Here is a 21,201-nt window from a genome sequence, read left to right on the forward strand (position 1 = left end):
CGTCCTGTCAGGACGGCGGCACTTCGGCCGTGGATCTCAGCCTCGCGGAGCCAACGCCAGCGCGTCCGCGACGTGGTCCGAGCCGGTGCCCGCGTCGATCAGCCAGACGACCGGGACGGTGACGCCGCTGTCGACGTAGCGGCGGATCGCGGCCCGGCACTCGTCCGGCGAGCCGTGCACGAGCAGTTCGTCGACGACGGAGTCCGGGACGGCCGCCAGAGCGGCGCGTCGGTCCCCGGCGTTCCAGGCGTCCCACATCGGCTGGAGGGCGTCGGAACGGCCCAGCCAGCGCTGGTAGGCGGCGTATCCGGGCACGTTCAGGTATGCGGTGACCATGCGGCGGAAGGCCGTCCGGGCGGCGTCGGCGTCCTCCGTGGGGCAGACGAAGATCCGGCAGACGATTTCCTTGCCGGGGCCGCCTTCGTGGACGTACGGGACGACCTGCTTGACGTCCTCGGCCGAGAGCCAGTTCAGGATCGCGCCGTCGGCCTCGCGGCCGGCCAGGCGCAGCATGCCCTCGCGCAGTGCCGCCAGGTAGATGGGCGGAGGCGTGCGGGGCGCACGCGCCAGTCGGAATCCGTCCACCGTGAAGGTCTCGTACGCCTCTGCGACCCGCTCCCCCGCGAGTGCGGCGCGCAGGAATCGCACGGTGTCGCGCACCCGCTGGTACGGCCGCTCGTACGCGATGCCGTTCCAGTTGCCCACGATGGGGCGGGATGCGGCTCCGATGCCCAAGTGGAAGCGCCCGGGCGCGAGTTCGGCCATCGCGGCGGCCGTCATCGCCAGGGTTGCCGGGCCGCGGGTGTACGGGGAGACGATGGCCGTGCCCAGGTGTGCCTCGGGTGCGCCCACGGCGGCGAGGCTGAGCGGGGTGAAGCCGTCCAGGCCGTCGACTTCGATGCTCCAGATGTCGGTGTACCCGGCGGCCGCGAGTTCGCGGGCTATCGCGGGGTGGTCCGGCAGCGGTGCGGGGAACGGCATGGTGATGCCGTGGCGGAGCGGGCGTTGCATGGTGTCGGGTTCCTTTCCGGCGGGCCGGGCGGTCAGCGGGTGAGCTCGTCCCAGACGACCGACTCGCCCTGCTCCAGGGCGAGTTTCCCGAGGTACTCGGCGCTGTGTGCCTCGGCGCCGACCTCGCCGGGCCAGGCCCACAGGCGCTTGGTGTGGTGGTGCAGCGGATATTCGCGGGTGACGCCCATCGCGCCGTGCAGTTGATGTGCGGTCCGCGCACAGGTGGCCGCGGTCTCCGAGGCGATCACCGCCGCCGCGGCCGCCGCGGCGATCCCGCGGCGATCGGGCTCCGCCCCTTCGCCGAGCACATCCGCGGCGCGCTCCACCGCGGCGTCGAGCTGGACAAGTGCCACCTTCATGGACGCGAGTGACGCGGCGACGGCGGGAATGCGCGCCAGCGGCTTCCCGAACTGCTCGCGCTGCATGACGTATTCGCGGGTGAGCCGGTACGCCCCCTCGGCCGCCCCGGCAATGGCCGCGGCCCGCAGCAACGCGTGGCGCGCGCGCGTCTCGGCCATCGCCGGCGCGCCCTTGACCGGGCGGCCGACCGTGCCGCGGATCTTGAGCGTGTCGCGCGGTTCGCCGGCCAGGTTGGTCCCGTGCTCGACCTCGACGTCGGAGGACGCCAGGTCCAGATACGTGGCGGCGCCTCTGCCGTCGAAGAGCACCACGCCGTCCGCTCCGCGCAGCCACGCCACCGCGGGGATGCGGAGTTCGGACAGGTCTGCGCCGTAGCCGCCGTCGATGTGGAAGGCGATGCGGACGCGGTCCGACACGTCGCGGTCCCCGGACAGCACCCAGGCGGACAAGGCGGCCTCGGCCACGGGCAGGCCGCAGGCGTGCAGGCCGAGTGTCCGTACGACGGTGACCAGTTCCCGAAGGTCGCCGCCCGATCCGCCCCGGGACTCGTCGACACCCACGAGAGTCAGGCCGAGTCCTCGCAGGGTGTCCCAGAGCCGGTCCGACGAGCGCTCCGCGAGAGGAGTGTCGTCGACGATGCCGGATACCAGGCGCCGCAGTTCGTCGCGGTCGTCACTCATGAGCGGGTCTCCTGCTTCGCGATGATCGACAGCAATACGTCGGCGGCGCCGCCGCGGATCGTGAAGCCCGGGGACGCCAGCAGGGCGTCTCCCCAGGCCGCGGTCAGCCCGGATCGGTCGGCACGGCACGCCTGCCGGGCGAAGCCGATGACGTCGTTCTCGAACGCGTTGCCCAGGTATTTCAACGTGGCGGCGTCGACGATCGGCGCAGCTCCGGCGTCCAGGCTCGCGGCCACGTTCCAGGCCAGTCGGCGCAGCGTCGCAAGCCGGGCCACGAGCCGCCCGACGGCCGCCCGGTCCTCCGGCCCCGCGTGGTCGAGGACGAGCGCGAAGAGGGGGTACGTCGACAGGAACCGCTCGGGTCCGCCGCGTTCGAAGGAGAGTTGCTCGGTGACCTGCTTCCAGGCGCCGCCGACCGTGCCGAGCACCCGGTGGGCCGGGACGAGGACGTCGGTGAAGGTCACCTCGTTGAAGTGGTGCTCCCCCGCGAGGTCCACGATGGGAGCGACCTGGATGCCCGGGGTGTCCATGTCGACGATGAACTCGGTGAGGCCTTCGTGCTTGCGTTCTCCGCGTTCGGTGCGGGCCAGGAGGTAGATGTGGGTGGCGTGGTGGGCGCCGGTGGTCCAGATCTTGCGGCCGTTGACGCGCCATCCTCCGTCCGCCGGAACGGCCGTGGTGCGCACCGCGGCGAGGTCGGAACCCGCGTCGGGCTCGCTCATCCCGAGGCAGAAGACGAACCGGGCCGCGGCGATCCCCGGCAGAATCTCCTTGCGCAGCTCCGGGGTTCCGTGTCGGAGCACGGCCGGACCGATCTGACGGTCCCCGATCCAGTGCGCGGCGACGGGCGCTCCGGCACGCAGCAGTTCCTCGTTGACGGCCAGCCGGGCGAGTTGTCCCCGCCCCTGGCCGCCGTACTCCTGCGGCCAGGTGAGGCCCGTCAGGCCCCGGCCGGCGAGTTCCCTGCTGAACTCCGGGTCGAAGCCCCGCATCCAGTTGTCACTGCGCGGTTCGTACCGGCCCGCGCCGCGCCACCCGTCGACGAGGACGCGGACCTCTCGGCGCAACTCCACCAGTTCGGAGGCGTCTTGGGCAGTCATCGTCGCCTCCTCAGCGGCCGGTGTAGGTGCCGGGCCGCTTCTCGCGGAAGGCCGCCATCGCCTCCTGCGAGTCCCGCGTGGCGGTGACCACGGCCTGGTGGGACGAGATCAGGTCGAGCGCGGTCCGCAGGTCGTGGCGCTCGCCCTCGCGTACCGCCCGCTTGATCAACTGCATGGCGACCGGCGGCTGGGCGGCGAGGCGGCGGGCGAACGTCTCCACCGCATCGCGTAGTTCGTCGTCCGGGTGGACGGCGCTGACGAGCCCCATGGCGAGTGCTTCCGCGGAGTCCACGAAGTCGCCGGTCCACAGCAGGCGCAACGCCGTGGCGGTTCCGACGATGCGCGGCAGGTACCAGCAGCCGCCGTCGCCCGGCACCAGCCCCACCCGGATGTAGCCCTCGCTGAAGCGGGCCGACGCCCCGGCGATCCGGATGTCCGCCATCAGCGACATGTCCATGCCCGCCCCGACCGCCACCCCGTTCACCGCGGCGATGTAGGGCTTGGTCAACGCCTCGGCGGCGAACGCCACCTGGTGGATGCGGTCGGTCAGCAGGCTCTTCTCCGCCCACGGGGTCCGCTCCCGTTCGCCGAAGGCGTCCAGGTCGACCCCTGAGCAGAAGGCGTCGCCCGCTCCGGTGACCACGACCACGCGTACCTCGGGGTCCTGCTGGGCGCTGCGCAGCGCGGCGGCCCAGGCGTCGGTCATCTCGATGGTGAAGGCGTTCTTGCGGTGCGGCCGGTTGAGCGTGATGGTCGCGACGTGCCCGGCGACCGCGTAGTCGAGGTCGGGCGCGTGGTCGAGGTCGAGCGCGTCTGTGTCTGCGGGGCTCACTGCGGTGTTTCTCCTTCTCGTGTGCTTTTCGGGCCCACGGGCCACTGCCGCCTCCGTCGGGCGACACCGCCTCCGTGCCCGTACGCGACAGGCCGTCGGCCGCCGTTCAGGGGACGATGCTCACGCGGACGACCTCGCGCCGATCGGCGGCACCGAACGCCTCGTTGATGTCGGCGAGGGAGAACGCCGTGCTCTCCAGCCACCGCTTGGGCAGGGTCTCGTGCACCGCGTCGAGGAAGCGCAGGCTCCTGGCGAGCGCGTCGGGCTCGTAGAGCGAGACGCCGATGATGCTCTTGTTGGTCAGGGTGAGGCGTGACGGGTCGGCGGCGTACGTCTGCCCGTGGCCGATGTTGCCGACGCTGAGGTAGCGGCCGAAGCGGCCGAGCATCTTGACGCCCTCGTCGACCACGGCGGGAGACCCGACCAGTTCGATGGCGACGTCCGCGCCGCCGTCGGTGAGTTGCTGCACGCGCTTGACCCGGGCCCGCTCGTCCGGCTCCGCGCTGATGTCCACGACGGCGTCCGCGCCCAGTTCACGGGCGAGTTCGAGGCGTTCCGCGACGGCGTCCACGACGACGATCCGCGAGGCGCCGCGCGCCTTGGCGAGGGCCGTGGCGTAGAGGCCGAGACCTCCTGCCCCCTGGATGACGACGCTCTCGCCCAGGGAGAGCTGCGCGCGGTCGAACGCCTGCATCACCTGCGAAAGCGCGCAGTTGACGCCGCCGACGACCTCGTCGCTCAGGCTGTCCGGGACGGTGTACAGCAGTGCCCCTGCCGGGAGCAGGAAGTAGTCCGCGAAGCCGCCCACGTAGTACGGCGGTTCGGTGGAATCGCCGAGCATCGCCATGCTCATGCGTGCGCAGGCGGAACGCCTTCCGGCGACGCAGTACCGGCACACGTGGCAGGGGAAGAAGTAGGGGAAGACGACCCGCGTCCCGTCGACCAGCGCGGCGCCGGCGGTGTCGTGTGCGACGCCTTCTCCCAGTCCGGCGACGACGCCCACCATCTCGTGCCCCAGCACTGTGGGCAGTCTGCCTCCCAGCCCGCGGGTGTTGAACCGGCCGTGCCAGGCGTGCAGGTCGCTTCCGCACACGTTGGCACGCGTGACGCGGACGAGCACTTCACCCGGGAGCAGTCCTCGCCCGGCGAGCGAGACCTCACGTAGCTCGAACGGCTCGTTCGGCGCGTTGAACTGGGCGATACGTCCTTCGTACATGGTCGGGCTGTCCCTCCGGATCGCGCCGCGCGGCCGGACCGACGCGGTCCGCGGCGGCGGCCCTGCACTGACGAGATCTTGCTATTTCTGTACATGAAATACATCATCGACCTGACGGTACGTCAAGATCCGGGGACCGCGGCGCCGACCGACCCGGGAATCAGGAGAACACGATGACCCTCCCTGACCTCTTGCCGATGTACGTCGACGGCGCCTGGCACGCCGGCGCGGGCGACGGAATCCCGGTGGTCGACCCGACGACCGAGGAGGTCGTCGCCCACGCCCCACGCGGGTCCGCCTCCGACGCCGACAAGGCGGTGGCCGCGGCCCGCGCGGCGCAGAAGGACTGGAGCCGCGTTCCCCCGGCCGACCGGATCGCCGCGGTGGACGCCCTCCGCCGCGCTCTGGAGTCGCGGGCGGCGGATCTCACCGCTGCGGTGGTTCAGGACGTCGGCACCCCGCACCGCATCGCGGACAAGGTGCAGACGGCCCTCCCCCTGGCCGCGATCGGGGACTTCCTGGCAGCGGCCGTCGGCATCGAGGATCCGGTGCGTACCGGCAACTCGCTGGTGTTCCGCTCCCCCGTCGGCGTCGTCGCCGCCATCACCCCGTGGAACTATCCACTGCTACAGACCGTGGGCAAGGTCGTCCCGGCTCTCCTCAGCGGGAGCACGGTGGTCCTCAAGCCCAGCGAGGTCGCTCCGCTGGTCCCGCAACTGCTGGCCGAGGCGGTCCACGAGGCGGGGCTTCCGCCCGGGGTCTTCAACATGGTCGGCGGCGTCGGGTCGGAGGTGGGCGCCGCCCTGGTGGCGCATGCCGACGTCGACATGGTGTCGTTCACGGGTTCGACGCAGGCCGGCGGGGCGGTCGCCGCCGCGGCCGGTCGGCGGATCAAGCGCGTCGCCCTGGAGCTCGGCGGCAAGTCGGCCGCCGTGGTGCTCGCGGGTGCCGAGTTGGAGCGGGCGGTCAAGGCCACGGTGGGCAACTGCCTGCTCAATTCCGGGCAGACGTGCCTCGCGACCACCCGGCTCGTCGTGCCGCGCGAGCGGTACGCCGAAGCCGTCGAGCTCGCCGCGGCCGCCGCGGCGCGGTTCACCCTCGGCGACCCGCGCGACCCCGCGACCAGGCAGGGTCCCCTGGTCTCCGCCGTCCAGCGGGACCGGGTGCGCGGCTTCATCGACCGTGCGGTGCGCGACGGCGCACGCGTCGCGGTGGGCGGCAGCGCCGCGCCCGAGGGCCTCGGACGCGGGTACTTCGTGTCCCCCACGGTGGTCGCGGACGCGGACCCGGGCTCGGAGATCGCCCGGGAAGAGGTCTTCGGACCGGTCCTGGTGGTTCTCGCGCACGACGGCCCCGACGACGCGGTGCGGATCGCGAACGGGACGCCGTACGGCCTCTCCGGTGCGGTGTGGGGCCCGGACGAGGCCGCCGCGGTGGCGGTCGCCCGACGGATGCGCAGCGGGCAGGTCGATGTGAACGGGGGCGGCTTCAACACCGCGGCCCCGTTCGGGGGAATGAAGATGTCGGGCAGCGGGCGCGAGTTCGGGCGGCACGGCCTTGAGGAGTACTACGAGCTCCAGTCGCTCCAGCTGTAGTCGGTCAGTACGTCCACTGCACCGGCCGGGTCATCAGCTCCGGGTAGCGGTGGCGCCAGTACCGTTCGGCCTCCGCGAGGTGCTCGCGCATCGCCGCTTCCGCACGGTCGGGGTCGCGGGCCTTGAACGCGTCGATGACGGCCTGGTGGGCGTCCGCCACGGCGGACTGCTTGCGCGCGGAGTACTGCACCCCGACGCGCACTCCGTCGGCGATGGCCTTCAGGGTGCTGACGAAGACGTCCAGCACCACGCTGTGCGCGGCCTCGGCGACGAGACCGTGGAACCGCTGGTTCTGGGTGACGAACACTTCGTGCCCGCCGCGGTTCGCCCTCAACTGGGCCACGGAGTCTTCGAGTTCGGCGATCCGGGCGTCGTCGATGCGCTCCGCGGCACGGCGGGCCAGCACGGGCTCCAAGGCCATGCGGGCGTCGGTGACGTCGGCGAACGAAGCGCCTTCGACCTGGAGGACGAGGCTCAACGCCTCGCTCAGGCTGTCCTTGGGCGGGCGGCGCACGATCGGGCCTCCACCGGGGCCCGTCTTCAGGGTGATCAGGCCGCGTGCCTCAAGGAGTCGCAGCGCTTCACGCACCGTGGGCCTGCCCGCGCCGTAGAGGGCCATCATGGCCTGCTCGTTGGGCAGGCGTTCGCCCGGCGGCACCGTGCCGGACAGGATCGGTTGCGCGAGCACGTGGGCGAGCCGCTGCGACGTCTTGGGGCCGCGCAAGGACGGTTGCCCGGGGCGCTCGGTCATGCATCCATCCCGACGGTCGACGGCCTCGAAGGACATTCCTGTATCGAAATATCCTAGCGAGGCGAAACCGCTCCGACGCGGGGCGCTTCGCAGCGGGGCGCAAACGAGGCGGCGCCCAGCGCCGGCGGATCGGGTCGCGAAGGCCATGGACATTTAGCGTATCTCCCACGTTAAATATGACCGCCGATCGAAAGGTGGCCTCATGCACGTCTACGACGTCGACTCGCACTTCGAACCCGCCCCGGACTGGCTCGACGCCGTTCCCGCGCTCAAGGCACGCCTGCCGCGCCTTCTGCCACAGGACGAACCGGAGTTCGCCCTCGGGACGGCCGAGCACTTCGCGTACTTCACCTCGGACGGCGTCCGCACCCATGTGCCGGTCGGGCAGCGGATCCCGCTCGAAAAGCTCGTCACTCCCGTTCTCCAGGCCATGTACCCGCCCGGCGGGCACGCCGCGACGATCAACGGCCACTGCCAGCACCCGGAGGTCGACGCCGCGGCCCGCGTCGAGGCGCTCGACGCGCAGGGCATCACGTACCAGAACATCATCAGCGGGTCCGGCTACACCCTCATGTCCTGCCTGCGCGACCCGCAGTTGGCGCGGGACACGGCGTCGGCGCTGAACACACACCTCGCGGAAGCACTCGGGGCCCATCGTGACCGCCTGATGCCGGTGACGCTGACCGACTTCGACGACCTGGACTGGGTGGCCGCCGAACTCGCCCGCACCCGGGCCCTCGGCAGCCGCGCCTTCCACGTCACGACCGAGTTCAGCAACGGAATCCCGCCGTTCCACCCGGACTTCGACAAAGTCTGGTCGGCCGCGACCGACCTCGGCATGGTCGCCGTCCTGCACGTCGGCCTGATGCCGCCGCGGTACCACCCGGCATACGCCAACACCGACGACCCGTCACTCGTCACCCGCATCGGCACGTCGCAGTCGTTCCAGGCCGCGCAGGTCTACCTCAACGCCCTGGTCTTCGGCGGCGTCTTCGAACGCCACCCCGACCTCACCCTGCTCCTGTGCGAAACCGGCATAGACTGGCTGGAGTTCGCGGTCGCCAACATGGACGGACGCGCGACCCCCGAGTCCGCCGCCTTCCTCGGGCCCTACCGCCTGCCGCTCAAGCCGAGCGAGTACATCCGGCGCAACGTACGCGTCAGCCCGCTCCCCCAGGCGGCGCAGTCGCCAAGGTGGATGTTCCAGGAGCTGCCCGAGGTGGCGGTGTTCTCCTCCGACATGCCGCACTTCGAGGGCAGCCTGGCGCCGGTCGACTTCTGGCGCGGCGAGCTCGCCGACATCGACGACGCCACCTGGCGGTCGTTCGTCGGCGGCAGCATGGCCGCCGCGTACGCGCGCATGGGAGATCCGCTGCCGGTTGTCGCGCCCGCGGCTTCCTGAGGCCCCCTGTTCGGGGCGTGTGCCGGGCGGCTCCGCCGACCGCCCGGCACACGCCCTCTTCCGTCCGCGCACCGGCGCGCCGAGGCGTGCGGGCGCGAACGCCCGGCCGACGCCAGGCGGAGGAAGGCGTCGGCCGGACTCCCAGGTCAGGCCAGATCCGGAGGGACCACGGGCCGGTCCATGGCGAACTCGCGGTGCCTGATGCGCCATCCGTGATCCGTGCGGACGACGTGGTCGACGAAGCGGCCGGAGGTGTTCACGGTGCCGCCGCCCTCCGCTCCCATGCGGAGCATGCCCGTCATGTAGTAGTGCACGGCCGCCCCGTCGGCCTCGGCCTCGATCCACAGGTTCGCGACCACGTGCCACGCCTTGCCGCCGGTCCACGTCTCGGTGTCGCGCGCATGCTGGATCTGCGCCGCGAGGCCCTTGTACTCACCGACACCGACGAGCGTGGTCACGACGTCCTCGGTGAAGACCTCGGCGAACCTGTCGTATTCGCCGTAGTCGGAGAAGTGACAGAAACGGGCCGGGAGTTCGGCGATCTCCAGGCGGTCGCGCGCGGTCAACTCCGGTTGGCGCGAACTCGGCATGGCGCCCTCCTCTGCTCTTTCGTGGAAGCTGCGCCGGACGATCGGACCCGGCAAGGAGATCCCCCGGGCCGGGGTGTCCGTCCGCTACGACGTGTAGGAACCGCCGTTGAGGTGGAAGGTCTGCCCGGTGATCCACGAGGCCTCCCCGGAGGCGAGGTAGGCGCACAGCGCCCCCGCGTCCTCGGGGACGCCGATGCGGCCGACGGGGAGCCGCGCGGCCATGTCACGCATCATCCCGGCTTCACGCCCGCTGGCGGCCGGGTCGATGAGACCCAGCGCGACGGTGTTCGCGGTGATGCCGTCCGCCGCGTTCTCAATGGCCAGGTGGCGCATGAAGGCGATCGCGCCGCCCTTGGCCGCCGCGTACAGGGACACGCCGATCCCCTGGCCGATCACGCCCGAGCCCGAGGCGATGGTGACGATGCGCCCGTGGCCGCGGGCCGCCATGCCGTCGATCACGGCCTTGACGCAGTTCATCACCCCGAAGAGGTTCACTTCGGTGAAGCGCCGCCAGTCCGCCGGATCGGTCTCCCGGAAGGGCGTCGGGCGGAAGGTGCCCGCGCCGGCGTTGCCCGCGTTGTTGACGAGGACGTCGACCGGCGCGACCTGGCGTTCGAAGTCGGCCACTGCGTCCATCGCCTGGGTCAAATCGGTGACATCGAAAGGCAGTTCGTGGGCCTCGCCGCCGGCGTCGCGAATGGACCGCACCGTGTCGCGCGCCCGCTCCCGGTCGATGTCGTTGACCGCGACGCGTGCGCCCTGCCCTGCGAGTGTGCGGGCGATGCCGGCCCCCACCCCTTGGCCCGCGCCGGTGATCAGAGCGGTCTTGCCGTCCAGGTCAAACATGTGTGTGCTCCGGTTGGGTTCGGTGGTCTGGTTCGCCCCGGTGGGCCGCAGCGCGGCCTGCCGGTCACTCGTGTGGCGGCGGATCGTCGAGCGCGTCGAGGATGGCCGCCGTGTGCTCACCGAGCAGGGGCGGTGCGCGCCGGATCGGAGGACGCTTGCCGTCCAGCCTCAACGGGGAAGCCACGAGCGGAACTTCGCCCGCGGGGTGAGGCACGGTCTGGACCAGGTCGGTCGCCGTCACCTGTGGTTCGCGAAACACGTCGTCGATACGGTTCACCGGGGCGCAGGCGATGCCCGCCTGGTGCAGCTTCTTCTCCCAGACCTGCGTGGACTCGCCCACCAGTGTTGCGGCGAGCAGGGCGTCGAGTTCCTCCCGATGGGCGAGCCGCGAGGCGTTGTCGGCGAAACGCGGGTCGGCGGCCAGCGCGGGGCGGCCGACGGCGGTGCACAGCGCCATGAACTGGCGGTCGCTGGTCGCGCCGACGACGAGTTGGCCGTCGGCGGTGGGCATCGGTCCGTACGGCGCCACGTTCGGGTGCAGGTTGCCCAGCAGACCCGGGACGCCGCCGCCGATCAGGTGGTTGGCCCCTTGGTTGATCAGCGCGGACACCCCGCACTCGAACAGGGGCACCTCGACGCGGGCGGCCCGGCCGTCCGGCCTGGCGCTGCTGCCGTACAGGGCGCCGAGCGCCCCGATCGCCGCGTACAAGCCGGTCATGACGTCGACGACGGGCAGCCCGACCTTCGTGGGGCCGGTGAGACCGTGCCCGGTGACGGACATGATCCCCGAGCGGGCCTGCGCCATGGCGTCGTAGCCGGGCTGGTCCCCGAGCGGACCGGCCGCGGAGGCGCCGCGGACGGACACCCACACGGCATGCGGGCAGGTGTCCCGGATCGTGTCGAGGCCCAGCGAAGTCAGTTGCCGGGGAAGGAAGTTCTCGATCACCACGTCAGCCGCGGCGGCCAACTCGCGTACGGTCCGGAGGCCGGACTGCTCGCGCAGGTCCAGCACCATGGCCCGACGGTTCCGGTTGACCGCCAGGTAGTACGCGGCGTCGTCGCCGTGGAACGGCGGACCCCAGCGGCGGGTTTCGTCGCCGAGCGGCGACTCCACCTTGATGACGTCGGCACCCAGGTCGGCCAGCACGGTCGCGGCCAGCGGTCCGGCCAGAATGCGGGAGAGGTCGAGGACACGGACCCCGGCAAGAGGCAGGCTCGGGTCGTGGGCGTCGGCATCTCCAGGCCACGTCATGGGGCACCCTTCGGCGTCAGAGAATCAGCTCACAACATAGCTATCATGACTATGTTGACCGCAACAGATCTTGCTTCCGGAGCTCTTTCGTGTAAGCGTTACGCATATAGCGCGCGGGGCTGGCCCGGGCGTCCGCGGGGGCAGCGGTTCGCCCGCGCAGGGGTCGGGCGAACCGCCCCCTGCGACTCCGAACTGATCAGCGGGGTACTTCGTCGCCGCCCGTACGCGGCGGCGCAGGCGACGGCGCGCTCAGTCGGCGGAGCCGGTATTGCTGAACATCGGGGCCAGGGGGGCCTTGGGTGCCCTGCGCGGGGCGGGGCGGCGCGGTCTGCCGCCCTTGCCGCCCTTCCCTCCGCGATCGGCCAGTTCCTCGATCGCTTCGACGGTGATGTCGATGACCAGGTCGTAGAGGCGGCCGAGGGCCCCGGGCAACTCCTCGACAACGGGGGCCACCCGGGCCCGCTCCTCCTCCGACGCCGACCGCAGCGCTTCCCGCATCACGGGCACCATCTCGACCGTGGGAGTGCGCTTGGCGGCGAGGGTCGCCTGGCCGACGATGGTCGTACCGATCAACGCGATGGCCAGCGCCAAATCCTCGTCGGCGAGTTCCAGGGGACCGAGCATGTCCGTGAGCATCACGAAGGACGGCAGCCAGGCCGGCTGCCGGGTCGAGGCGATGTACGGCAGGAGTTGGGGGTACGGCCGCAGGTGGTCGAAGCTCAGGACCATCCACTCGCGGAGCTTCGCCTGCCACGTGGCGCCCTTCGGCGCGGTGAACTCCATGTCGGCCATGACCCGGTCGGCGACCGCGTGCAGGAGGTCGTCGCGGTCGGGGAAGTAGCGGTACAGCGCCATCTGCGCCGATTCCGCGGCCTCCGCCACGCGTTTGATGGTCAGCGGCACCGCCGGGTCCTGGTACACCAGAGCCACCGCCGCGTCGACGATCTGCTCGCGCGACAGACGCGGCGGCCTTCCCCGCCTGCGTGCGGGTCCGCCATCCGAGGGCTGGGTCATTCCGGTTCCTTCCACCCGTACGGTGCGCACCGCACGCCTCCAGATTACGCGTACCATCTACGCAATCCGGTGATCACCGGCGTGGCGCGCTCCCGGAATCCGTGCGGCGTCCGACGCCTGGCACGCGAACCGCGCCTCAGGCGGCCCGGTCGGCTTCGAGCGTGGCGCGCCACACCGAGGTCAGGGTGTCCAGCATCGCGGACCGTTCGCGCGCCCACAGCCCGGACTGCCAGGAGGGCATGAACGTCTCCAGTTGGTTGACCAGCAGAAACGCACGCCGCCTGGCCTCCGGCCGGGTGAAGTGCGCCCAGCGCGCAGGCGGGTTGAGCAGTGCGCGGATGAACTTCTGCTGGTGCTCCAGGTGCTGCTGCCGCAGGGTGTGGGGAAGCTGTTCGGCGAAGACCTTGAGGGCCTTCTTGTTCTGCTCGCCGGAATCGACGTACCTGGCCAGCCAGGCGCGGATGGTGGCATGCGACCAGTCCGGCAGTGCGCCGAACTCCACGAACCTCGCCTCCGTGTCCTCCCAGATGCGGTCGGCGAGCTCGGAGACGATGTCGCCCTTACCGGAGTAGTGCAGGTAGAACGTCGCCCGTGCGGCCCCCGCGCGGGCGACCACGTCGTCGACCGTGGTCGCGTCGTAGCCCTTGTCCTCGAAGACGTCGAGCGCGGCGGACAGCAGCCGCCGACGGGTGAGCTGCTTCTGCTGGGCGCGCAAATCCTGGGCCGGAGCCTCGGGATCACCGGCTTTGGCACGTCGACGCGGAGGGGCACTCATTCCGCCAGCGTAGCCATCGCGCCCGACCTCACGCACAGCCGCATGCGCGTGGCGCTCGGAAGATGGCGGTTGTTCTCCCACGGGTTTAAGTGTATCTATTACGCAAACTTGTCCGCCGTCCCCGAGGAACCGTCGTCCCACGGGACCGACGGGCCGGGAGGCGACCACGTCTGAGGAGAACATGCATGACCGCGCATGACCATCTCGCCGCACACCAGCTCATCAACCGTTGGTGGTTCAACTACGACGAAGGCCGCCTCGACGCCCTGGCCGAACTGCTCACCGACGACTGCCACCTCGCCTCCCGCACCGAGACCGGGCAGCACCCCCACGAGGAGTTCATCCGCTCCGACAACCGCGGCCCGGAGGCGGCGATGGCCTGGACGAAGGAGCACCGCCGGCACAGCCCGTACCCGCTGCGCCACCACGCCGCCAACGTTCACGTCGTGGCCGAGCGCGACGACGAGATCGACCTGGACTCCTACTTGTTCGTGACCCAGATCGTCGAGCGGACGCCGAGCACCCTCTCCAGCGGCATCGTCCACTGGACGCTGGCGAAGACCGACCAGGGCTACAAGATCCGCCGCAAGGAAGTCGTCCTGGACTCGATCGAATCCGCCGCCTTCCACGAGGTCGAGTTCGTCGCGGACCGCCAGAAAACCTGGTAGGCCCGCAATCGCGCGCCGAAGAACCGCCGGAGTGCAGGCGAAAGCCCACCACCGGTTCTTCGGCCGCGACGCGGCGAGCCCGGTCGTTCCGCCGGACGGATCAGCCGGTGGTCGACCTGCGGTGACGACGCGACCGCGCTGATCCCCCCATGTGGGTGTTCATCGGCCGACCCTCCGCGTATGTGCGCGCGATGCGGGCGGCCGGAACCGCGGCGCCGGCTGAGCACTTCGCGGCGAACACCTCGCAGAGCCGCGTAGCACTTCGCGGCGAACACCTCGCAGAGCCGCGTCCCCCGAATCCTCGCCCTCGTCGAGCAGCTGCCTGGTGGTGCCGGCGTCGGCGCCACCGGGCAGCGTGCGGTCGTCGGGCGTCAGGGCGTGCGGTCCGCCCAGTCCGTGGTGGGGGCGATCGAGTACGCGGCGATCAGCGCGCGGATGAACTCCTTGTCGTGCAGCGGGTCCGACGGCTCGGCGACGTCCATGCCGCGGGCGCGCATGTCGGCCAGGAGGCGCTCGAAGACGATGTCGTGCGTCAGGTCGTCCGAGTGGTCCATGTTCTTCTTCACCTCGTCGAGGTCCGTGTAGACCTCGGCGTTCCAGTGGACCAGCAGCCGCATCTCGTTCGGCGCGTGGCGGCGGATGACCTCGCCGTCGGTGCTGATCGCCCAATCGCCGCGGCCCGCGTCGTATTCCATCGTGGAGCGGTGCTTCATGCCCGGCGTGTCGCGTTCGTCGGGGCGGCCGACGGGGTCGCCGCGGTGGAACATCATCTCGTTCTGCACGACGACCCCCTTGTTCCACAACGGGTGTTCGAGCCGCTTCGGCTCGCCGAGCGGCCCGTCCGGCCAGTATGTGAAGGTGCCGTTCTCGCCCAGGTACCACCAGGTGATCACCTGCGCCATCTTCACCACATGGTCCGTGAACAAGCCCGAACGGCCCATCACGTTCTGAAGCCACACCGGCGAGTTCTCGATGCGCACGCCGCGGAACGTGACCGCGTCGAGGTGCGACGAGAGGCCGCTGTGGTGCGGCCCGCACAGGTTGAACAACATCATCGTCGGCCGGGCGTACTGCGCTCCGCCCCAGTAGCTCTTGGCCAGTTCGAGGAAGCGGGCGTTGTAGAAGCAGTCGTGCAACTCCGGGTAGTAGAGCACCGAGTTCTCCGCGAAGAACCCCCGGAAGTGCGGCGACGCGACGTCGTCGAGCGTGAAATCGACGCCCTCCGCCGAGCCGCCGTTCGACGTGGCCAGANCAACTCCGGGTAGTAGAGCACCGAGTTCTCCGCGAAGAACCCCCGGAAGTGCGGCGACGCGACGTCGTCGAGCGTGAAATCGACGCCCTCCGCCGAGCCGCCGTTCGACGTGGCCAGAAGCTCTTCGATGGTGTCGAAGTGGTGCGCGGCGATCGTCGGCCACGGCCCGTGCGTCTTGAGCACGTCGAGGATGCGTTCGTGCTGGTCGTCCGAATACACGTCCTGGACGACCCGGGGCGGCCCGGCAGGGCGCAGGACTTCGTTGAGGCGCAGTTCATCGACGGTCATCAGGTCTCCTCTGGACTGGCCGGCGGCGAGTGCGGGAGCGCGGAAACGCAGCTTCGCGCGGCGGACGTATGCGTCGCGGTGCTCGCCGTGTCAGAGACCTTAGTTTACGCCATACATTAAATAATCGCCCCTGGCCGCCCCGCAAAGTTTTCGCGCCCGCCCGGGTATGCGGACGACATCCGTGCCCAACGAGTCGCGGGGCCGGCGGAGCGCGGGTCCGCGTCACAATGCGGACGACGTCCGTGCGCAACGAGTCGCGGGGTCGGCGGAGGGCGGGTCCGCGTCACGAATCATCGGCCAGTGCTTCGATCGTGGCGATCGTGCTGTCGACCACCACGTCGAAGAGGCGGTCGAGCGCACGCGGCAGGTTGTCGAGTACGGGTCCGACACGACGGCGGTCCTGGTCGTCCGCTTGCGAGAGTGCGTCGCCCATGACGGTCCGAAGTTCACCTGCCGGTGCCCGCCGGGAAGCCAGGGCCGCCTGTCCCACAACGGTCGTGCCGATCAGGGCGATTGCCCGTGCCTGTTCCTCGTCGTCGAGCGCGAGCGGCTCCAGGACCTCGGTCAGCAGGATGAACGACGGCAGCCATGCCGAGTCGCGGGTGGCCGCGATGAAGGGGAGCAACTGCGGGTAGCACAGCAGACTTTCCATGCCGAAGACCATCCACGCCCGCAACCTCACCTGCCAGGTGGGGCCTTCGAGCACCGTGGCCTTGGACGCCAGCCCGCGTGCCACCTCGTCGGCGACCGCACGGAGGAGGTCGTCGCGCTCCGGAAAGTACCGGTACAGCGCTCCGGGCGCCGCGTTCACCGCGTCGGACACCCGTCTCAGGGTCAGCGGAGCCCGCGGGTCCGCGTGCACCAAGGCCACGGCGGCGTCGACAATCTGGCCGCGGCTGAGCTGCGGCGGCCTGCCGCGACGGCCGCGCGTCGCCACGCCGTGTACGTGTTCGCTCATCATGTCCCTGTCGCTGCCGGCCCGCGGTGCCTGGGCGGATGGGCGAGCGACCCGTGCCCGCGGATGCGCACGCCGCGGACACGGGACCGCCGCATTTCAGTGGAACAGCATCGGCTTTTCCGGGCGGGGTGACGCGGCCGGTCCCGCGGCCATGCCGCCGTCGACGGCGTAGTCGGCGCCGGTGATGTACGAGGCGCCGGGGGACGCGAGGAAGGCGGCCATGTGGGCGATCTCGTCGACTTCGCCGGCGCGCCCCAGGGGAAGTCGTGCGAAGCGGGCGTCCTCCTCGGCTCCGCAGCGGTCCCCGGGCAGCATCGCCGTGCGGATGGGCCCCGGCACCAGGGCGTTGACCCGGATCCCGTCGGGTCCGAGTTCGATCGCCGCGGTGCGGGTGAGCCCGCGGACGCCCCACTTCGACGCCGAGTACGCCGACGCCCATGCCTGGCCGAAGACCCCGCTGGACGAGGCGATGTTGACGATGGCCCCGCCACCTGCCACGCGCATCGCGGGCACGACGGCGCGGATGCCGAGGAAGGTGCCGACGAGGTTGATGTCGAGGATGCGCCGGAACGCCTCCGAGGTCTCGTCCTCCAGCGCCACGATGCGCATCGCCGCCGCGTTGTTGACCAGCACGCCCAGGCTTCCGAAGCGACTGACGGTCGCGTCGACGGCGGCGGCCCAGTCCTTCTCGTCGCTGACGTCGTGCCGGATGTGGGCCGCGTTCTCGCCGATATCGGCGGCAACCCGGGCGACGGCGTCTTCCTGCACGTCGGTGAGCATGACCCGCGCACCGCACGCGGCGAACAGCCTTGCCTCGGCGGCACCCTGCCCTTGCGCGGCGCCGGTGATCAGGGCCACGCACCCGTTGAGGTCGTACACGTGCTTCTCCTTCGTTGCGACGCCGTGCGCGGTGCGACAAGGCCCGCAGGCAGGGGGCAGTGCCGGCTACTTCGGGACGTGCCACTGGAGTTCGATGTGCTGCCCGAGCGTGACCAGTCCGCAGGCCAGGACATCGGTGTGCACGAAGACCTGCATCATCGTGTCGGTGGCGGCGTCCGGATCCTCGGGGCGGAACACCCCGGACACCGCAATGCGCCCGGCCAGTTCAGGATCGTGCTCACCGGCCGCCTCGATGGCTGCCACCGCCTGCTCCAGCGCTTCGCGCGACGCAAGCCGCATGCCGAAGTGGTAGGAGTACTGCGGCTGTTGACGCAACCGTGCGGTCCAGGCGGCGGAAGTCGCGGCGAAGCCGCTGTCCGACTCGATCCGTGCGTTCAGGGCGGTTTCGAACGCCCACTGCTCGGGGGTGACCTCCGAGGCGTACAGGACGTTCGTCGTGTAACTGTCCTCGTTCGGCTCGACACGGGCGGTGAACCAGTGGCCGCCGCGGTCGATCACCTGGCAGCCCAGCAATTGCAACACGCGGGCGGCAAGGGCGCGTTCGCCCGGCCGGTGGACGAGCTCGGCATGGGTGATGCGGCGGTCGACCGCAGGGGCGGGCACGGCGTCGGTCATCGGGACCCCTCACCGGTGGCCGTGCGCAACGCACCGCAGGCGTGGTCAAGCGCCGTGGACGAGGCCGGCACCTTGGCGTAGTAGGACAGGAAGCCGTGCGAGGTTCCGGCGACCTCCAGTACCTCCACCGAACCGCCCGCCGCGTTGACCTTCTCCGCGTACGCATGGATGTCGTCGCGGTTGAGGTCGTATTGCGGGGCGACGATGAGCGCGGGAGGGAGCCCGGTGAAGTCCTCGGCGTACATCGGCGAGAGGTACGGGTCGCGCAGGTCCGCGTCGCCCGCGTACGTGCGCCACATCGACTGCGACGCGGCGCGGTTCACCATGGGTGCGTCCGCGTTCTCGACCGTCGAGGGACGCTCGGAAAGGGCGTCGAGTCCGGGATAGGCCAGCAGCTGGAAGGCGAACCTCGGACCGCCCCGGTCCCGGGCGATCAACCCGGCGACCGCGGCCAGGTTGCCGCCCGCGCTGTCCCCGCCGACCGCGACCCGGTCGGGATCGACGCCGAGTTCGCCGGCGTGCTCCACCACCCACACCGCCGCCGCGTAGAAGTCCTCGGCCGCGGCGGGGAAGACGTGCTCGGGGGCGAGCCGGTACTCCACCGAGACGACGGCGCACCCGCTGCGGTTGGCGATCTCGCGGCACAGTCCGTCGTGCGTCTCGATGCTGCACAGGGACCAGCCGCCGCCGTGCGCGAAGACGAGCGCGGGCAGTTTCTCCCCCGCGGTGGGGTAGTAGACGCGTACCGGCACCTCGCCCGCCGGCCCGGGAACGGCGCGGTCCACGACGCGGTGGACCTCCGGGCGGGGCTGGAGGGCCGCTCCGGCCACCGTGCGCTTGCGGATGGCGTCGACGGACTCCGGGGTGACCGCCGGAAGGGGCGGCACGACCGCCATGATCGCCGCGAGCTCGGGCACCAGGGCGTAGCGCCCGGTGTCAACGTTTGCGTCCTGCACCACCACGACTCCTCCGACAGTGGACACCTAATCCATGCGTTATGCATAGTGTCACTCACTAGACGCTCTGTCTATTTCGTGGCTACGGAGACTTCCCATGAACGACTCCCCCGTGTTCGTCCACCATCGCCCGGTCGCGCGGGATCTTCCCTTGACCGGGGACGGGTTCGACGCGGCGTCGGTACGCGCCCAGCTCGCCGACGCCGACCCCCGCACCTTGCTGATGTCCCTCACCCACATCACCCGGGACGCCTCGTACCTGGAACGGTTCGCCGCGGTGTGCGACCCGGCCAACGCGGAAACCGGCGCGGAACCCGCGGCGGACGAGATACGCGACCTGCTCGCCGGGGTCCTGACGTCCCACACCCCGACCGAACACGGCCCGCTCTCCAACGAGTTCTTCCAGCAGATGGCCTCGGCCTACGTATATGAGCCGGTCGACGAGGAGTTCATCCCGCTGCTGCTGGACCAGTGCGGCTTCACCAAGCTCGAACCGGCCGCCGCCGCTCCGACCGACCCTGCCGCGACTCCCGCAGCGACTCCCGTCGAGTCCCCGCGTTCCCCGGCCGACATGCACGTCGTCGTGATCGGCGCCGGCCTGTCCGGCATCTGCGCGGGCGTCAAGCTCGGCGAGGCCGGATACAGCTACCGCATCTACGACCGCAACAAGGACGTCGGCGGCACCTGGCTCACCAACACCTACCCCGGCGTCGGCGTCGACACCCCGAGCCACTTCTACTCCTACTCCTTCGAAGTCAACCCGGACTGGCCCGAGTTCTACTCCAAGGGCGAGTACGTCCTGGACTACCTGCGCCGCTGCACCGACGGCTACGGCGTCCGCGACCGCATCACCTTCGAGACCGAGGTCGTCTCCTGCACCTACCACGACGCCGAGGCGCGCTGGGCGGTGACGACCCGCGGCCCGGACGGAACCGAGCAGACGGAGTGGGCCGACGCCGTGGTCAGCGCCATCGGCGTCTTCCAGGGACCGATACGACCCGACCTGCCGGGCCTCGCGGACTTCGCGGGCACCGTCGTGCACACTGCCGAATGGGACAACTCCCTCGACCTGACCGGCCGACGGGTCGCGATGATGGGCACCGGAGCAAGTGCCATGCAGGTCGGCCCGGCCATCGTCGACGACGTCGCGGCCCTGACGGTCTTCCAGCGCACGCCCTCGTGGATCATGCCGCCCCGCAAGGACGACCTGACCGTGCCTCCGGGCACCCAGTGGGCGATGCGCCATGTGCCGTACTACGGCGAGTGGTTCCGCTTCTTCACCTACTGGTTCGCCTCGGACGGCAACTTCGTCCGCGTGGTCGTGGACCCCGACTGGCACATGCCCGAGGTGTCGGTCTCGCAGAAGAGCGAGGACCTGCGGCAATGGCTCCTGGCGTACGCCCGCGAAGCGCTCGCCGACCGTCCGGACCTGCTGGCCAAGGCGATCCCGGACTACCCACCGTTCGGCAAGCGCATCCTCCGCGACAGCCACTGGTACCGCATGCTCAAGCGCGACCACGTCGAGCTGATCACCGACACCATCACGCACATCACCCCGAACGGGGTGGCGACGGCCGACGGTCGCGAGACAGCGGCGGACGTGCTGATCCTCGCCACCGGCTACCAGGTCCTGCCGATGCTGGACAAGATCGCGATCACCGGACGGGACGGCACCGCCCTGACCGACGTGTGGGGAACCGACGACCCGCGCGCCCATCTGGGGACCACGGTCCCCGGATTCCCCAACCTGTTCGTGCTCGCGGGCCCGAACAGCGCCCCCAACCACGGCGCGGGTGTCAACATCCTGGCGGAGAGCCAGATCCACTACGTCATCGGCTGCCTCGACCTGCTCCGCGAGCGGGGCGCCCGCAGCATCGAGCCCCGGCAGGACGTCCACGACGCCTACAACGCCGAGGTAGACGAGGCCCTCGAAGGCCGCGTCTGGAGCCACCCCAGCGTCAGCAGCTACTACCGCAACAGCACAGGACGCGTCGTGGTGTCCTGCCCGTGGCGGCTCGTCGACTACTGGACGATGCTCCGCCACCCGGACCCGGCCGAATACGTCTTCCGCTGACAGTTCTTCGGTCCTGCCCATCCGGCCTCGTGACCTGTCCTCGCCGGTCCGCCGCGGTGCCGTCTC

21 protein-coding genes are annotated in these 21,201 nt (G+C 70.7%); 5 read left to right on the top strand and 16 right to left on the bottom strand.

Annotated elements, in window-relative coordinates; all coding sequences use genetic code 11:
* Nucleotides 1-36: 36 nt before the first annotated feature.
* From ACRX5S_RS35895 to ACRX5S_RS35915, 5 genes are all read right to left on the bottom strand, one after another.
* A complete protein-coding gene (locus ACRX5S_RS35895; protein ID WP_436777419.1) occupies nucleotides 37-1,011 on the bottom strand; it encodes an LLM class F420-dependent oxidoreductase in 975 nt (324 codons plus the stop codon).
* A gap of 32 nt (nucleotides 1,012-1,043) precedes the next feature.
* Nucleotides 1,044-2,051 carry an acyl-CoA dehydrogenase family protein gene (locus ACRX5S_RS35900; RefSeq protein WP_436777420.1) on the bottom strand — a complete coding sequence of 336 codons (1,008 nt, stop codon included), beginning with the start codon at nucleotides 2,049-2,051 and terminating at the stop codon, nucleotides 1,044-1,046.
* The gene (locus ACRX5S_RS35905) at nucleotides 2,048-3,151 is read right to left on the bottom strand and encodes an acyl-CoA dehydrogenase family protein (RefSeq protein ID WP_436777421.1); all 1,104 of its coding nucleotides are present in this window, start codon (nucleotides 3,149-3,151) and stop codon (nucleotides 2,048-2,050) included. Before ACRX5S_RS35905 ends, ACRX5S_RS35900 begins: the two co-directional genes overlap by 4 nt.
* Nucleotides 3,152-3,161: 10 nt before the next feature.
* Nucleotides 3,162-3,983: an enoyl-CoA hydratase/isomerase family protein gene (locus tag ACRX5S_RS35910; protein WP_436777422.1), complete on the bottom strand. Its 822-nt coding sequence runs from the start codon at nucleotides 3,981-3,983 to the stop codon at nucleotides 3,162-3,164.
* A gap of 106 nt (nucleotides 3,984-4,089) precedes the next feature.
* Nucleotides 4,090-5,199: a zinc-binding dehydrogenase gene (locus tag ACRX5S_RS35915; protein ID WP_436777423.1), complete on the bottom strand. Its 1,110-nt coding sequence runs from the start codon at nucleotides 5,197-5,199 to the stop codon at nucleotides 4,090-4,092.
* Nucleotides 5,200-5,372: 173 nt separating this feature from the next.
* On the opposite strand from ACRX5S_RS35915, the gene ACRX5S_RS35920 reads away from it, so the two are divergent.
* Complete coding sequence (locus ACRX5S_RS35920) at nucleotides 5,373-6,794, top strand: aldehyde dehydrogenase family protein (RefSeq protein ID WP_436777424.1); 1,422 nt, start codon at nucleotides 5,373-5,375, stop codon at nucleotides 6,792-6,794.
* A gap of 4 nt (nucleotides 6,795-6,798) precedes the next feature.
* On the opposite strand, the gene ACRX5S_RS35925 is transcribed toward ACRX5S_RS35920, so the two are convergent.
* Nucleotides 6,799-7,545, bottom strand: a complete 747-nt coding sequence (locus ACRX5S_RS35925; RefSeq protein WP_436777425.1) for a FadR/GntR family transcriptional regulator — start codon at nucleotides 7,543-7,545, stop codon at nucleotides 6,799-6,801.
* Nucleotides 7,546-7,747: 202 nt separating this feature from the next.
* On the opposite strand from ACRX5S_RS35925, the gene ACRX5S_RS35930 reads away from it, so the two are divergent.
* Nucleotides 7,748-8,947 (top strand): amidohydrolase family protein, encoded by a 1,200-nt coding sequence (locus ACRX5S_RS35930; RefSeq protein WP_436777426.1) that lies wholly within the window; start codon nucleotides 7,748-7,750, stop codon nucleotides 8,945-8,947.
* A 146-nt stretch (nucleotides 8,948-9,093) separates the two neighbouring features.
* Here ACRX5S_RS35930 and ACRX5S_RS35935 read toward each other — a convergent pair whose 3' ends face one another.
* The 5 genes from ACRX5S_RS35935 to ACRX5S_RS35955 all read right to left on the bottom strand — a co-directional run bounded on the left by ACRX5S_RS35935 (nucleotide 9,094) and on the right by ACRX5S_RS35955 (nucleotide 13,424).
* Entirely contained in the window at nucleotides 9,094-9,537 is a 444-nt protein-coding gene (locus ACRX5S_RS35935; RefSeq protein WP_436777427.1) for a nuclear transport factor 2 family protein, read from the bottom strand.
* Between the two features lie 84 nt (nucleotides 9,538-9,621).
* Nucleotides 9,622-10,383 (bottom strand): SDR family NAD(P)-dependent oxidoreductase, encoded by a 762-nt coding sequence (locus tag ACRX5S_RS35940; RefSeq protein ID WP_436777428.1) that lies wholly within the window; start codon nucleotides 10,381-10,383, stop codon nucleotides 9,622-9,624.
* A gap of 64 nt (nucleotides 10,384-10,447) precedes the next feature.
* On the bottom strand, nucleotides 10,448-11,635 hold the full coding sequence (locus ACRX5S_RS35945) for a CaiB/BaiF CoA transferase family protein (RefSeq protein WP_436777429.1): 1,188 nt from the start codon (nucleotides 11,633-11,635) through the stop codon (nucleotides 10,448-10,450).
* Between the two features lie 249 nt (nucleotides 11,636-11,884).
* Nucleotides 11,885-12,649, bottom strand: coding sequence for a TetR/AcrR family transcriptional regulator (locus ACRX5S_RS35950; RefSeq protein WP_436777430.1), 765 nt, complete (start codon nucleotides 12,647-12,649; stop codon nucleotides 11,885-11,887).
* A 136-nt stretch (nucleotides 12,650-12,785) separates the two neighbouring features.
* Nucleotides 12,786-13,424 (bottom strand): TetR/AcrR family transcriptional regulator, encoded by a 639-nt coding sequence (locus ACRX5S_RS35955; protein ID WP_436777431.1) that lies wholly within the window; start codon nucleotides 13,422-13,424, stop codon nucleotides 12,786-12,788.
* A gap of 185 nt (nucleotides 13,425-13,609) precedes the next feature.
* Here ACRX5S_RS35955 and ACRX5S_RS35960 point away from each other — a divergent pair, with 185 nt between their 5' ends.
* The gene (locus ACRX5S_RS35960; protein WP_436777432.1) at nucleotides 13,610-14,092 is read left to right on the top strand and encodes a nuclear transport factor 2 family protein; all 483 of its coding nucleotides are present in this window, start codon (nucleotides 13,610-13,612) and stop codon (nucleotides 14,090-14,092) included.
* A 371-nt stretch (nucleotides 14,093-14,463) separates the two neighbouring features.
* Here the strand turns inward: ACRX5S_RS35960 and ACRX5S_RS35965 are convergent, their stop codons facing one another.
* A complete protein-coding gene (locus tag ACRX5S_RS35965) occupies nucleotides 14,464-15,246 on the bottom strand; it encodes a hypothetical protein (protein WP_436777433.1) in 783 nt (260 codons plus the stop codon).
* Between the two features lie 146 nt (nucleotides 15,247-15,392).
* On the opposite strand from ACRX5S_RS35965, the gene ACRX5S_RS35970 reads away from it, so the two are divergent.
* Nucleotides 15,393-15,752, top strand: coding sequence for a hypothetical protein (locus ACRX5S_RS35970; protein WP_436777434.1), 360 nt, complete (start codon nucleotides 15,393-15,395; stop codon nucleotides 15,750-15,752).
* A 163-nt stretch (nucleotides 15,753-15,915) separates the two neighbouring features.
* On the opposite strand, the gene ACRX5S_RS35975 is transcribed toward ACRX5S_RS35970, so the two are convergent.
* The 4 genes from ACRX5S_RS35975 to ACRX5S_RS35990 all read right to left on the bottom strand — a co-directional run bounded on the left by ACRX5S_RS35975 (nucleotide 15,916) and on the right by ACRX5S_RS35990 (nucleotide 19,064).
* Nucleotides 15,916-16,593: a TetR/AcrR family transcriptional regulator gene (locus ACRX5S_RS35975; RefSeq protein WP_436777435.1), complete on the bottom strand. Its 678-nt coding sequence runs from the start codon at nucleotides 16,591-16,593 to the stop codon at nucleotides 15,916-15,918.
* 93 nt (nucleotides 16,594-16,686) lie between these two features.
* A complete protein-coding gene (locus ACRX5S_RS35980; RefSeq protein ID WP_436777436.1) occupies nucleotides 16,687-17,469 on the bottom strand; it encodes an SDR family NAD(P)-dependent oxidoreductase in 783 nt (260 codons plus the stop codon).
* A gap of 66 nt (nucleotides 17,470-17,535) precedes the next feature.
* A complete protein-coding gene (locus ACRX5S_RS35985) occupies nucleotides 17,536-18,105 on the bottom strand; it encodes a hypothetical protein (RefSeq protein WP_436777437.1) in 570 nt (189 codons plus the stop codon).
* Nucleotides 18,102-19,064: an alpha/beta hydrolase gene (locus tag ACRX5S_RS35990; protein WP_436777438.1), complete on the bottom strand. Its 963-nt coding sequence runs from the start codon at nucleotides 19,062-19,064 to the stop codon at nucleotides 18,102-18,104. Before ACRX5S_RS35990 ends, ACRX5S_RS35985 begins: the two co-directional genes overlap by 4 nt.
* 94 nt (nucleotides 19,065-19,158) lie before the next feature.
* On the opposite strand from ACRX5S_RS35990, the gene ACRX5S_RS35995 reads away from it, so the two are divergent.
* Complete coding sequence (locus ACRX5S_RS35995; RefSeq protein WP_436777439.1) at nucleotides 19,159-21,135, top strand: flavin-containing monooxygenase; 1,977 nt, start codon at nucleotides 19,159-19,161, stop codon at nucleotides 21,133-21,135.
* The last annotated feature ends 66 nt before the right edge of the window (nucleotides 21,136-21,201 follow it).

The organism is Yinghuangia sp. YIM S09857, from assembly GCF_051388915.1.
Classification (GTDB): Bacteria; Actinomycetota; Actinomycetes; order Streptomycetales; family Streptomycetaceae; genus Yinghuangia.